Consider the following 13,979-nt stretch of genomic DNA (forward strand, 5'->3'; position numbering starts at 1 on the left):
TCAGCTATTTATCCTTCTACCCCTTCTTTTAAACATTTTAAAACATAATTTATCGAACGAGTCGTATCAATAAATCGCTTTCGACTCGTACTAGGAAAGAAGGCCTGAGTAGAAACCATTTCTAGGTTCTCTGCTGTCGATTCAATCTGTTGGGAATGAAGCGTTCGTTGCGGATGTTGAATCAACCATAATACAGCCTTGTCTTGCCATTCTTCAACTTTAATTTTCATTGCATCTGCAAAGGGTTTTACTTCTGAATGGAAATCACCTTGTTTTCCTGTAACCTTTGTCTGTTCGAATCTCGTTATTAAAAATTCTACATCTGATAATAATGAATTGGTCAACTTCAAAATCTCTTCATTCATTTATCGCTATCCCTCCTTAAAAAAATAAAAGTAGCCTTTATTAGCTACTTGTTACTTAAAATATACTTTAGTTATATTCATACCCAAGTTCAAGTGAAGAGACTTTTTTTAATTGATAATTCATTTGACCATCATCTAATCTTTCTTCATTTTGAGAAATTTTATTTTCTAAAGCCTTCAATTTCTCTCCACAAGTCTCTAATTTGGATACTTGTAATTGATACCAGTCCTTCTGAACCTTTACCATTGAGGAGTGCATATCAGCTTCGATATTTTCAAGCTGAGTGTTCATATCGGTGAGCAATTTCATAATCTCATCTTTTTTTATTCCTGTGTCTTTCATTTTTGCAACCTCCTTCATTTTGATTATTAGTGTAATTCGCCTTTTTTATTAAAGCTCCTGTACACTTGACAAAACTAGAAGGAATTCGCCAAAGAAAGTGGAAATACTCCAATCTATTTTATAGCTAAGCTGTTGCAAGAATTAACCGAATGAAAAAATGGAATTTGAACAAACTATGAATCGGAGGTGTTATTGTGAAAAATAAAAAAAAGACAAACAAATCTCAGCCGAAACATTTAGAAGAGAGAAAAGCAGGTTATGGTGACAAAAAACTTGAAGGTCCAGATAGACCTTCAACTTAAAAAGCAAGGGGATTCCCTTGCTTTTTATATTTTTCCCGTGGTTAAAAATTCTTTAATGGTTATGATCGTCTGCAGCTGCTTTTGTTTATGTAAAAACCAATCTGTTATGTGTACCGGGTTAAGATTTAAAGCGTAAGGGCTCATCCAATCTTCATGAAATTTCCGCACTTGATACCAATCTTTTTGTAGTCGATAATGATGATTTACAACTGGAAAAGTCCATCTTAAAAATGGTGTCTCACGTTTCTTTTTATACGAAAAATATTGTTCATAATCAATTCTAGAGCCTGTATGTTCTGTAATCATTGCGAACTGTAAAAATTCAGGATATAGTTTTGGATGAAATAAAATCGAGGCAATTTTTTTCCCTAAGTGGATTCGTTTATGCACGGACCTGAAACCATTCACACTGGCACCATAAAGATCTCCTTCTATTGTCGGAAGAAGTACTGCACTGAAATGAAATAGGTCTTGAAATAAAAATTTCAATGAATGAAAAACTTTCTTTTGATATTCTCCATACTCAATCACTGTGTTGTGAATAACATTTTGTTCATTAACAATTAAAGCAATCATAAGCCTCTCGGAATCTCGGTACCTCCAAAAGTAATTCCACTCTAATTCCATGAATGAGGAAACATTAAACTCTGATAAAAGGTGAAACATTGGTTGTCCTTTTTTCGTCGAATAATGGTAGAGCAAAAGCTGTGGGTATGCATCATGGAAAATCGTCCAATTTGCTCGTTCATAAGTTTTAAAAAATAACTCGCGCGTGTCACGCTCCATGATTTTTGGAAACCACATTCCTTCAAGATCACACATATTGTAGCCAGCATTCCGTGATACCATGCTCGCTAAAAAAGACCAAGGAACTTCTGGGTATTTTAAGTAGAAATCGAAATAAGCTATTGTTCTAGAAATGTTATCGACGTTTTGTTTATTTGTTTGCGATCGAATCGTTAGAAGGAGGCTCTCCTCTGCAACTGTCCTTTTCAACTTGCTTAATTTGCGCCAGTTTCCCACGTTGCCAAACCTCCACACTTTTTAGCTATAGGATTTCTTAAATAAGACTTTTTATTCAACCAGAATAAATGAATCTTTGATATGATATGTATTAGTTTGTGAGGTGGTAAAATGAATTTTCATTATCCAAATGGCAGGAAATTTATCCGAAAAGAAGCTATATCGATTAATAAAATTAAAAATACGACATATAGCAACCGGGGGATGACTTTAGAGGAGGACTTAAATGAAACAAACAAGTTTTATCTCGACTACAAAATTGCTGTCGTCCATAAAAAGCCCACTCCTGTTCAAATCGTAAATGTCGATTATCCGAAAAGGAGTGCGGCAGTAATTAAAGAAGCTTATTTTAAGCAAGCTTCAACAACAGATTATAATGGCATTTATAAAGGGAAATACGTTGATTTTGAAGCAAAAGAGACCAAGTTTACTAGTTCCTTTCCTTTAAAAAACTTCCACGTTCATCAAATAAACCATATGAAAGATGTTTTAAAACACGAGGGAATATGCTTTGTTATTCTCCGTTTTACTACACTAGAAGAAGTCTATTTTCTTAAGGCTGAGAATTTGATTCAATTTTGGGAAAGAATGGAGGATGGTGGACGAAAGTCAATCACAAAGAAAGAAATCGAAACGAATGGTTATCAGATAAAACTTGGTTTCCGACCTAGAATTGACTATATTAAAGTAATAAATGATCTTTATAATCTTAGCTAGATATATCGTTTTGTTAGAAAGGATGGAAACGACATGACAGATAAACCTCAGACACGAGAGGAGCGCAATAGAAAGCGTACAGATAAAAAAAGAACGAAAAAGCAGAGGTCATCAAGAGAGATTTTTAAAAAAGTATTTCTCGGGTTGATTATTTTTGGAATTATAAGCATTATTGCAGGTGCTTCTACTTTTGCATTTATGGTTCGCGATGTACCAGAACTCGATGAGGCAATGCTTAAAGATCCGATAACGTCCAATATTTATGATATGAATGGGGAATTTATTACCCAATTGTATACTGAGAATCGTGTCTATATTGAATATGATGATATTCCAAAAATTGTAGAAAACGCAGTCATCGCTACAGAAGATGTGAGGTTTTATGAACATAACGGCTTGGATCCCATTCGCCTTGTAGGAGCAGTCATCGCCAATATAACAGACGGCTTCGGTGCACAAGGTGCAAGTACGATTACCCAACAGGTTGTAAAAAATTATTTCCTATCCTTTGATAAAACGTTAGATCGAAAAGCTCAGGAAGCTTGGCTCGCCTTCCAACTCGAACGAAAATACACAAAAGAAGAAATTTTTGAAATGTATTTCAATAAAATCTTCATGTCAGAGAGCAGCCGTGGAATCGGAACTGCCGCAAAAGTGTACTTTGGGAAAGAAATTAAAGATGTAGAGTTACATGAAGCTGCCTTACTTGCCGGCATCCCCCAAAGTCCAAATAACTACAACCCTTTCACAAACCCTGAAAGGGCCGAACAACGACGCAACACCGTCTTATCATTAATGCATCAACATGGCTTTATTTCCGAAGAAGAGATGAAAGCAGCGCAAGCAATCCCAGTGACTCCCTCATTGGTTCTTGATGAAGAACGAGAAAAACGGAAGGAACAACCATATGATGCTTTTATTGATCTCGTCATCGATGAAGTAGAAAAGCATGGTGATTTTGATATTTTTTCCGACGGATTGGAAATCTATACAACATTAGACCCGGACGCCCAAAAATATGTAGAAACGTCCTTAAATACAAACGAAGTGATTAACTATCCAAACGATGAAGTCGAGGCGGGAATCGTGCTTTTAGATACTCAGACTGGAGAGGTCCGAGCAATTGGTGGTGGACGTAACCGTGAAGGACAACGTGGATGGAACTATGCAACGGATTTAAAGAGGCAGACTGGTTCAACCATTAAACCAGTCCTTGATTATGGTCCTGCAATTGAATATTTAAATTGGGGTACTTATCATATGCTTGAAGATAAACCTTATCAATATTCAAATGGGCAGCCTATATCAAACTGGAACAATCGATATGAAGGTCCAATGACAATGAGAACTGCGTTGGCTAAATCAAGAAATATTCCAGCGTTGCAAGCATTGCAACAGGTAGGTCTTGATAAAGCTCGTGATTTTGCCGTTAACTTGGGGCTAGGAGATCTTTTGCCAGATCCAATAACCGAATCGGCTGCTTTAGGTTCATACGAGATGTCTCCATTAAATATGGCTGGTGCCTTTGCAGCATTTGGAAATAACGGATTTTATACAGAACCACATGTCGTAAAAAAAATCGTCCTACGTGACAAAACAGAAATTGATTTGTCTCCCGAAACGAAAGTGGCGATGAATGATTATACTGCCTTTATGATTACTGATATGTTAAAAACGGCAGTAACGAGCGGGACTGGGACTGAGGCAAATATAAGAAATCTCCCTGTTGCTGGAAAAACAGGTACAACCAATTATACAGATGATGAAAGGCAAAAATGGAATATTCCAAATGGAGCAGTCCCTGACTCATGGTTTGTCGGATATACAACTAAATATACAGCTGCTATATGGACAGGGTATGAATACCGTGATAAAGCTTTGCTGTCTGATGGTTATCAACAGAAAATCCCACAAATTTTATTTAGAAATATTGTTTCAAAAGTATCTGAGGGGATCGATACCCCTGATTATAAAATGCCAAATAGCGTAGTCAGAGTGGCGATAGAAAAAGGATCTTTTCCAGCAAAACTTGCTAGTAATTTTACTCCTAAAGAACAAATTTTATATGAATATGCAGTTAAAGGAAATCTACCTTCTGAAACGTCAACTAAATTTGAAAAGCTAAAAGGACCAGAAAATTTATCGGCAGCATTTAATGAAGAAACAAATGAAATTACCCTAAGTTGGAAATATTCTGCTAACGAAGATGTTTCTTTTGAGGTAAGCGCCTCTCTAAACGGCGGCTCAGAACAACAATTAAAAACGACGACTGATATGGGATTGGTCATTGCTAACCCTGAACCTGGTGGTACCTATTCGTTTAAGGTAGTCGCTATCTCTGATGGCCAACGTAGTGATCCTGCTAGTACGACAATCCAAATTCCATCCTTAGAAACAGAAGAAGAAGCAACGCCCATCGAGGAGGACGCGGAGAATAACAACGGAAACAATAATGGAAACGGGAATGGAAATAATAACTCTGATAATGGTAATGGCAACGGAAACCGTGAGGAAAATAGAGGAGGAAATAATGACCCTTCTACAAATGATGAAGGACAGGACGTGGAAGGAAATGAGGACGGATCATCCCCAACAATAAATGGAAATCGCAGTGAAAATAGCAATGACAGTGGCGAGAGCGAATCATAAAGCGAAACTTCAAATCGTTTGTTGCCCGGGATAAATGAAAAGACGTCAGGAACTTATTCCTTGACGTCTTTTCTCCTATTTTGAAGCATTAATTTCGCATAATGCTTTTCTTGTTCAATCATGAGTTCATTTAGTTGTACAAAAGAATGATAAAGAGTAGGTTTCGATAAGATAAACTCCAATCGGTCTAGAAAATTCATTGGCTTTACTTTAAAATGCTTCACATCATCCAACGGAAACTGAACAGGGACTTTATTCGTCCAAAACAAAAATTGCAAAATCAAACAAATTCCTTGCTTCATCTTAGCCGATATCCTCTTACAGTCTCGCCGAGCAAAAAGTTCCTCCAATTCTTTTCTTACATTTCTCCATTCAGTCAGCAAAATAGGGATTACTTTTTCGGACTCCTCCCATGGTTTTATTCCAGGGAGCCCTGCGTAAAAACCGATTTCATGAATGAATGGTTTTTGTAGCTGAAAATGAGAGGAATACTCCTCCATCCATTCAATTTCTTCTTCCGACAAGTAATGTGGATTTTTTAGTTTCTTGTGAATTGGGATTGTGTTTCTATTCATTGTTTTTCCTTCGCCCTCATCCGCTTTTGCCCTTCCCGACAAAGTTCAAGTAACGGGCAATCTCCACATTGAGGATTTTGGGCTTTACAGTGGTAACGTCCAAAAAAAATCATCCGATGGTGCGTGACTGACCACTCCTCTTTCGGCACCTTTTTCATTAATGTCTTCTCTACTTCTAGTACAGAGTCCTTCCATCTACAAATACCAAGTCGCTTACTAACACGTTCGACATGTGTATCCACCGCGATTGCCGGTTCCCCAAATGCAACGGAAACAACAACATTTGCCGTTTTTCTCCCAACTCCTGGAAGCTTTGTTAACTCATCGCGATCGTTTGGCACAACACCTTTATACTCATCAAGCAACAAACGACATAATTTTTGAATATTTTTCGCTTTATTTCGGAAAAGTCCAATCGACCTTATATCATTTTGAAGTTCTTCAAGCGTTACGTTTAAATAGTCTTCTGGTGTTTTATATTTTTGAAAGAGATTTTTCGTTACTTTATTTACTAATACATCTGTACATTGAGCTGATAAGGCGACAGCAATAACCAGCTCAAACGGATTAGAATGATTCAATTCACAATGTGCATCAGGAAACATCCGTCCCATTTCATCTAGACATTGACGGATTTGACTTTTATTCAGCATAAATTTCCACCTGTTTTTCTTTTAATCAATAAAGAACGAGAGCATCTCTCGTTCGTAGATTTTAAAATTTTACTGTTCTAACCAATTATAAAATGGCACTGGCCTAGATTGAACTCTTTTTTCCTGTTGGACAGCCTTTGATGTTTGTCCTTGGTTCTGTCTAAATTTTCTTCCATAGCTTTTCGCCTGCTCAATTGTTTTAATTCCATTTTTCTTCCACTCAAATAAAATACGGTCAATATAACGAAAGTTAAGTTTCCCAGAGATAACTGCCTCACGTAGGGCTGCTTTAATAATGAGCGGGTCATGTTGATCATCATCCATCCACATCGCTAATGTTTCACATTCAAATGGAGATAAAGGCCTACCAAATTCATTTTCAAAACAAGTATATAAATCGGTCTCTTCTTCTTGTCTAGCTTGAACCTTTTCTTGTTTACGGCTTTGCATAAACTGTTGAATCACTTTTTCCCACAACGGTTCAAGAGAATACCTTTCAAATCGGATCCCTTCTGAAGAGTACCCTTCAATGATTTCTATAAAACCTTTTTGAATGAGCGTTCGTAACATATCTGTGCATTCAAATCCAGATACTGTCATTCGGTCGGAGAGTTCAACGGGCGTCGGAAATTCATTCCCTTTTTCTGAAAAAGAAATAACGTGAAGTAGCAGAACAAGTTCTTGTTCAGTCAACTGCATGTTTTTGTATTCTGTTAATAAGACTGCAGGAATATTAATGCTCCCTTCTCGGAGCCATTGTAAAAAATCAACTTTTTGCATACAGACACCTCACTTTTTAGTATAACACGAACTTAACTAGCAAGTAACTGCATCCAAAAAGATTAAAGAGGAGAATTAGTTTTAATTAACTGAAAAAAGCACCTATACAAATGTAATTTGAATAGGCGCTTTTTTCTATTTTACATTTTTAAGGGTACAGTCTATTTAATAAGCGTGGGAATGGAATGGTTTCTCTTACATGCTCAACGCCACTGATCCACGCAACTGTCCGTTCTAAACCAAGCCCAAATCCTGCATGAGGGACTGATCCATATTTTCTTAATTCTAAATACCATTTATACGTTTCAAATTCAAGATTATGCTCATCAAGACGTTGTTTCAGGAGGTCGTAATCGTTAATCCGTTCTGAGCCTCCGATAATCTCTCCGTAGCCCTCAGGTGCGATTAAATCAGCGCATAAAACAACTTCAGGGCGCTCAGGATCTGGCTGCATATAGAATGGCTTTAAAGTGGTCGGGTAATGCGTAATAAAAACTGGCTTATCATAACTTTCAGCAATAGCCGTTTCATGAGGAGCACCAAAGTCGTCACCCCATTTCACATCTGAGAAACCATTTTCATGTAAAAATTTTAACGCCTCATCATATGTAATTCGCGGGAAAGGCGCTTGAATTTTTTCTAGTTTTGTTACATCTCTACCAAGAGTTTTTAGTTCAATTTGACAATTTTTTAATACTGATTGGACAATAAAAGATACATATTGTTCTTGAACCTTTAAACTTTCATCATGTTCATAAAAAGCCATCTCTGGTTCAATCATCCAAAATTCAATTAAATGGCGTCTTGTTTTTGATTTTTCTGCCCGAAAAGTAGGACCAAACGAAAAAACTTTTCCTAATGCCATTGCTGCTGCTTCTAAATGGAGTTGACCACTTTGTGAAAGATAAGCATCCTCGTCAAAATATTTAGTATGGAATAATTCACTCCCACCTTCAGGTGAACTTCCAGTCAAAATAGGTGGGTCTACCTTAGTAAATCCTTCTTTATTAAAGAATTCGTATGTAGCACGAATAATTTCATTTCTAACTTTCATAACTGCATGTTGGCGTTTTGAACGAAGCCATAAATGACGATGGTCCATTAAAAACTCTGTACCATGTTCTTTCGGTGTAATTGGATAATCGACCGCTTGGTGAATCACTTCTATGTGTGAAACTAGGAGTTCAAAGCCAAGAGGAGAACGATCATCTTTTTGAACTCTACCTATCACATATAAAGAAGATTCTTGGGTAAGTGATTTAGCTAGTTGAAACACTTCCTCGTCTACGTCACTCTTAGGAACCACACCTTGAATAAAGCCTGTCCCATCTCGAAGTTGTAAAAAGGCGATTTTCCCACTTGATCGTTTATTGGCAACCCATACCCCAATTTTTACATCTTGATCTACATACTTATGTACTTCTATAATTGTTGTTTTAATCATTGATGGTTCCCTCCATAAAACGAAGTAAAATGAGCGGATAGCTGAATAATCAGCAATCCGCTTTGTTGATTACTTTTGGTTTGATTCAACAAAATTTTTAATTCGCTCGATTGCAGTTTCCAATATATCTAATGAGGTTGCATAAGATAAGCGAATATTTTCCGGTGCTCCGAAACCAGAACCTGGAACAACTGCAACTTGTACTTCTGTTAAGAGTTTTTCAACGAACTCATCTACATCTTTACATCCGATAAGCTCTGCAGCCTTCTTAACATTTGGAAACAAATAAAATGCCCCTTGTGGTTTAATGCAGCTAATCCCTGGAATTTGTATTAGTTTTTCATGAATAATATCTAACCGTTCTTCAAATGCCTTCCGCATTTGTTCAACAGGTTCTTGACTTTCAGAATAAGCAGCAATCGTTGCATACTGTGCATTTGATGTTGGATTCGAAGTGCTATGGCTGGCAAGATCTGTCATCGCCTTAATAATCCGGCTGTCACCTGCCGCATATCCAATTCGCCAACCAGTCATAGAATGAGATTTGGACACTCCATTTATGATAATGGTTTGCTTCTTAAGTTCAGGTGAGAGCTCCGCGATTGATGTGTGCCGTTGACCAGCGTACAATAGCTTTTCATAAATCTCATCGGAAACGATAAGGACTCCGTGTTCTAAACAAACATCCCCAATTTCCTTTAATTCCTCTTTCGAATAAACCATTCCTGTAGGATTACTAGGTGAGTTGATAATAATCGCTTTCGTTTTTTCATTAATTACTTGTTTAAGTTGTGCTGGCGTAATTTTAAACTCATTTGACTCCGACCCTTCAATATAGACTGGGGTACCTCCTGCAAGTTTCACTTGTTCAGGATAGCTGACCCAGTATGGAGTCGGAATGATCACTTCATCCCCTTCATCAAGGATAACCTGAAACAGAGTATATAAACCATGTTTGGCACCAATCGTTACAATAACCTCATTTAGTTCATAATCAAGACCTTGATCTCGTTTTAATTTAGCAGCTATTTCTTTTTTCAATACCGGCAGACCACCAGAAGGAGTATATTTTGTATGTCCTTCCTCCATTGATTTTACCGCAGCATCGATAATATGTTGTGGGGTATTAAAATCTGGTTCCCCCGCTCCCAATCCTATGACATCATACCCTTGGGCTTTCATTTCCTTTGCCTTTGCGGTAATAGCTAAAGTTGTTGATGGGGTTAAGGCACTTACTCTTTTTGCTAATTGAATCTCCACAGTCATACCTCCAATAGTGATTTATGTATTAATTAAAAATTATCTATTGCTCGTAATTTTTCACCTGTTTCAAAATCAACATAATAATAATTTATATTTCCGTTTTTAGATCGAAAGTAAACTTCCCAAGCAGGCCGATTCGTCTTTTGAATACGAGTAATTCCCAAACGTACGTCAATAATTTCTTCCGGGTTACGATCCGCGTATACAGTTTTGACCACTTCTTCTTCACTGACACCACTGTTTGCTGTTTTTATTAACATTTTGTGATCGATCTCTGAAATCCACACATAAACATCTTCATTATTTTTATTTTTAGCTTTTAATACATAATACGTTTCTTCACCATTAAACAAATCGAATTCGTGAATATCAATCAAAGTCGTATCCTGCTGAGCAATTTCAATTGCTATCTTTTCTGCTTCTCTAAGTGGCTTAGTGGCATTATAATAAAGTGCTACAAAGCCTGAAGCAACAGCTAGTAACACAATTGTTAATAATACAATCCATTTTTTCATATATGTATCACTCTTTATGTTCGATAAATGGTAAAAATGGCTTTATCATGATCCTGTTGATCTAACGATAGTCCAAACATTAAATTTTCATATTTCAAGGTGCGGTTTAATGCATCGACGATTTTATATAAATCTGGACTTTGCTGAATTTTAACTGTGGAAAGAACTTCTATTTTGCTCTCCATCTCCCATTTCCTCCTTCTTGGAACAACAAAATTTGTTACTTATATCAATCAACAATGTAGTAAACAATATAAATACAAATTCTTAACTTTTATAAAAACAATTATAACAGTTGTTTGTAATTGTTGATATGACGGTTTGCATAAATTTCGACAAAATTTTCTTCTGATTCACACACATCTTTTTCTGCGCAGTCCTCTTTGCGCAGTCTTTTTTTTATAATTTATTCCTAAACAAATTTACATTTTTCTTACTCTTTAAAGCCATTTGTTAAGAAAAGAAACGATTTCTTGAATCGATGCCTTTTTAACAGGAAGATTAGGGATGGAATTCAAAAATGAACTCCCATAAGTAGCAGATACAATTCTCCTATCAAAAACAAAAATGACACCACGATCATTTGATGATCGCACAAGTCTTCCAAATCCTTGTTTAAACCTTAAAACAGCTTCTGGCAATGAGAGTTCATAAAATGGGTTCCCACCCTGCTTTAGTATAAGTTCCCGCTTAGTTGAAAAAAGCGGTTCCTCTGGCGATGAAAACGGAAGACGTACAATAATAAGACAAGATAAATCCTCCCCTGGAATATCAATCCCTTCCCAGAAACTACTTGTACCAAATAATATCGCTTTTTCAAATCGTTGAAAATTACGAATAAGCCTTCCTCTACTGCCAGTTGTAATTCCTTGGGCAATAAGAACAAAATCATCCAGCAGTTCGCTCTCCTTTATTAGTTCATATGTCTTTTTCAACATTTCATGCGAGGTAAATAAAGTAAGCATTCTTCCTTTTGTTGCTTCCGCAATTGAAATAATATGTTCGGTAATGGCTATAGTATATTCAGTGTCACTCACTGATTTAATATCTGGTAAATCATCTGGAACGATTAGCCGAACTTGATCTTCATAACGAAAAGGAGATGGAATCTGTTTTTCAATAACATCCATACCTTGTAATCCTAAGACACTCTTAATAAAATCGAACGCCCCCTGAACAGTCAGTGTAGCAGAAGTCATTACGACACTTTTTTTCTTTGCAAAAAACTCTTTTTTCAGGCGTTCTGAAACATATGGGGGCCTAGCATAGACTGTAGTCATATTTTGAACAGACCGAAGATCCGTTTCAATCCATAAAATTTCATCGTTTCTTCGAATAAGAAACATCTCACGGGCATTCTTTCGGACCTGCTCCATCTCTTTTATTAAAACAACTATTTCATCGAGTGTATTTTCTTCCTCTGGACTTAACCTATCTCGATGTTTTTCAACTTCAGCCATTCTACCTTCAAAGCCTAAGCAAATATCATACGCTAAGAAGATAAAGCGTTCTGCACTCCCAAAAATATTCCTACTGTCAACAGTATCATTATGGAGAACCATTTGAATTCTATTCACTGAACGATTCTTATTCAGCTTCCTTGCATATGAAATTAGAGACATAAACAATTGATCCATCTCAAATTGTAAGTCATGAATTAATTGGTTTAGCTGATTAATTGAACACTTAAGTAAGACGTTTTTATTCGTATTGCTCACAAGCTTTTCTATTTTTTGAAAGAATTGTCCTTGTACGATTTGAGCCAACTGATTGAGAAGGACTCGAATTGAAACATAATTAAATTTTTTTCCAAAACTTTTTCCTGCGGTTCTTTCAAAATGATGTGCCTCATCTAACACGACATACTCGTATTCAGGAATAAATGGATTTTCTGCAACATGATCGGTTAATAGCATGGAGTGGTTTGTAATAATTAAATCAGCATTTTTAGAAGCTTGACAGGCTCTAATATAAAAGTCATAAAAATCCCATTCCTTCATCTGTGAAAAGCGGACTGGAACATTTTTAATCTTATCCCAATACACTTGACCCCCACTAGATAAATTAAGCTCATCAACATCACCTGTAGTCGTTTCCAATAACCATACAAGGATTTGCATTTTGGTCAATGTCGTATCATAATTATCTTCTTCTGTAAGTAAAGATTTTTCAAATCTTGCTAAATTTATATAATGACTTTTCCCTTTTAGCACGGAAGCTTTAATCGGAAAATCTATCATAGCCGATAATTTAGGGAGGTCATTAAATAAAAGCTGTTGCTGAAGCTGTGTTGTAAATGTCGAAATGACCACTCTTTTGTGATTCAGCTTAGAATAGAATACAGCCGGGACTAAATATCCTAAAGTTTTTCCGATTCCAGTGCCGGCTTCGATCAAACAATGTTGTTGATTGACAAATGCATGATAAACATCGTCCATCATCTCCATTTGCCCTAATCTTCGCTCCACGGTAGAATACCCTCTCTTTAAGAGCTGTTCTTTTTCTTCCATTTGAAATGGATAACCCAGTGGTTCGTTATGTAAATTCCATTCAAGTTCAGTCTGCCCGTTTTTCTTTAGAGCAATGCCGCGGTGGATATCTAGACTTTCTGATTGCTTTTCAAAAGATTGTGCTTTTATATTTACGATTTCATCAAAGAGTAAATAAATATCACTTTTTAAACTAGCTGAAAGCTTCGTTAAATTTTTTAATGTAACCAATGGAAATGAATGGATTTTTTCAAGCATGATAAGCAACAATTCAGCTGTCACATAGGCATCGCTATCTGCCTGATGAGGACGGTCATGATTGATTCCCTCTTTTGCCGCTAAATCAGAAAGTTTATAACCATCGGCAGTTGGAAATAGAATTCTAGAAAGTTCCACCGTGTCTAGGACAGAACCATAAAACCCTTCATACCCTGCATTTTGGAGCTCTTCCTGAAGAAAACCGAGGTCAAACAGTACATTATGCGCAACGAAAAAAGAATCATCAAGTAACTGAATAATGTCAGAAGCAATCTCTTTAAAGACGGGCGCATCTTTAACCATATCATCCTTAATACCCGTAAGTTCCTCAATAAAAACCGGTATCGGCCTTTCAGGATTCACAAGTGAAGTATAATTCCCGCAAATTTTCCCATCTTCAATGATAACTGCCCCTATTTGAATAATCCGATCTCCCTTTTTAGGTGAGTTCCCAGTCGTTTCTAAATCAATAACAATAAATTTATCTCCCATATCTAACACCTCAGGTATTCATCCTACAACGGTATCATAAAAAGGGAAAATAAAAAAGTATTGAACTTAAGTGAAAAGCACTAAACAAAAATAGGAAAAGCTTCCGTAAAA

Annotated in this window: 13 protein-coding genes; 2 read left to right on the forward strand and 11 right to left on the reverse strand. The window is 36.5% G+C overall.

The genetic code is table 11. From position 1 onward, the window contains the following. Nucleotides 1-8: 8 nt before the first annotated feature. The 3 genes from GNT69_RS07255 to GNT69_RS07265 all read right to left on the reverse strand — a co-directional run bounded on the left by GNT69_RS07255 (nucleotide 9) and on the right by GNT69_RS07265 (nucleotide 2,033). Nucleotides 9-365: a YppE family protein gene (locus tag GNT69_RS07255; RefSeq protein ID WP_203554298.1), complete on the reverse strand. Its 357-nt coding sequence runs from the start codon at nucleotides 363-365 to the stop codon at nucleotides 9-11. Nucleotides 366-432: 67 nt separating this feature from the next. Further along, the gene (locus tag GNT69_RS07260; RefSeq protein WP_203554299.1) at nucleotides 433-708 is read right to left on the reverse strand and encodes a hypothetical protein; all 276 of its coding nucleotides are present in this window, start codon (nucleotides 706-708) and stop codon (nucleotides 433-435) included. Between the two features lie 326 nt (nucleotides 709-1,034). After that, nucleotides 1,035-2,033 carry a DUF2515 family protein gene (locus tag GNT69_RS07265; RefSeq protein ID WP_203554300.1) on the reverse strand — a complete coding sequence of 333 codons (999 nt, stop codon included), beginning with the start codon at nucleotides 2,031-2,033 and terminating at the stop codon, nucleotides 1,035-1,037. 111 nt (nucleotides 2,034-2,144) lie between these two features. Here GNT69_RS07265 and recU point away from each other — a divergent pair, with 111 nt between their 5' ends. Then, the gene (gene recU, locus GNT69_RS07270) at nucleotides 2,145-2,750 is read left to right on the forward strand and encodes a Holliday junction resolvase RecU (protein ID WP_203554301.1); all 606 of its coding nucleotides are present in this window, start codon (nucleotides 2,145-2,147) and stop codon (nucleotides 2,748-2,750) included. A gap of 33 nt (nucleotides 2,751-2,783) precedes the next feature. After that, on the forward strand, nucleotides 2,784-5,399 hold the full coding sequence (locus GNT69_RS07275; RefSeq protein WP_203554302.1) for a transglycosylase domain-containing protein: 2,616 nt from the start codon (nucleotides 2,784-2,786) through the stop codon (nucleotides 5,397-5,399). A gap of 53 nt (nucleotides 5,400-5,452) precedes the next feature. Here GNT69_RS07275 and GNT69_RS07280 read toward each other — a convergent pair whose 3' ends face one another. The 8 genes from GNT69_RS07280 to dinG form a co-directional block, all read right to left on the reverse strand. After that, the gene (locus GNT69_RS07280; RefSeq protein ID WP_203554303.1) at nucleotides 5,453-5,974 is read right to left on the reverse strand and encodes a YpoC family protein; all 522 of its coding nucleotides are present in this window, start codon (nucleotides 5,972-5,974) and stop codon (nucleotides 5,453-5,455) included. Beyond that, nucleotides 5,971-6,627 (reverse strand): endonuclease III, encoded by a 657-nt coding sequence (gene nth / locus GNT69_RS07285; protein ID WP_203554304.1) that lies wholly within the window; start codon nucleotides 6,625-6,627, stop codon nucleotides 5,971-5,973. The genes GNT69_RS07280 and nth overlap by 4 nt, the downstream gene beginning before the upstream one ends. Before the next feature lie 69 nt (nucleotides 6,628-6,696). Next, nucleotides 6,697-7,407, reverse strand: coding sequence for a DnaD domain-containing protein (locus GNT69_RS07290; RefSeq protein WP_203554305.1), 711 nt, complete (start codon nucleotides 7,405-7,407; stop codon nucleotides 6,697-6,699). A 148-nt stretch (nucleotides 7,408-7,555) separates the two neighbouring features. Continuing rightward, nucleotides 7,556-8,848, reverse strand: coding sequence for an asparagine--tRNA ligase (gene asnS, locus GNT69_RS07295; protein ID WP_203554874.1), 1,293 nt, complete (start codon nucleotides 8,846-8,848; stop codon nucleotides 7,556-7,558). Between the two features lie 72 nt (nucleotides 8,849-8,920). Further along, complete coding sequence (locus GNT69_RS07300) at nucleotides 8,921-10,105, reverse strand: aminotransferase class I/II-fold pyridoxal phosphate-dependent enzyme (protein ID WP_203554875.1); 1,185 nt, start codon at nucleotides 10,103-10,105, stop codon at nucleotides 8,921-8,923. Nucleotides 10,106-10,143: 38 nt separating this feature from the next. After that, entirely contained in the window at nucleotides 10,144-10,629 is a 486-nt protein-coding gene (locus tag GNT69_RS07305) for a cell wall elongation regulator TseB-like domain-containing protein (RefSeq protein ID WP_203554306.1), read from the reverse strand. A 14-nt stretch (nucleotides 10,630-10,643) separates the two neighbouring features. After that, complete coding sequence (locus GNT69_RS07310) at nucleotides 10,644-10,814, reverse strand: YpmA family protein (RefSeq protein ID WP_203554307.1); 171 nt, start codon at nucleotides 10,812-10,814, stop codon at nucleotides 10,644-10,646. A gap of 255 nt (nucleotides 10,815-11,069) precedes the next feature. Next, complete coding sequence (gene dinG / locus GNT69_RS07315) at nucleotides 11,070-13,868, reverse strand: ATP-dependent DNA helicase DinG (RefSeq protein WP_203554308.1); 2,799 nt, start codon at nucleotides 13,866-13,868, stop codon at nucleotides 11,070-11,072. Nucleotides 13,869-13,979: the final 111 nt, after the last annotated feature.

The sequence above is a fragment of the Bacillus sp. B15-48 genome (assembly GCF_016879755.1).
Taxonomy (GTDB): domain Bacteria; phylum Bacillota; class Bacilli; order Bacillales; family Cytobacillaceae; genus Mesobacillus_B.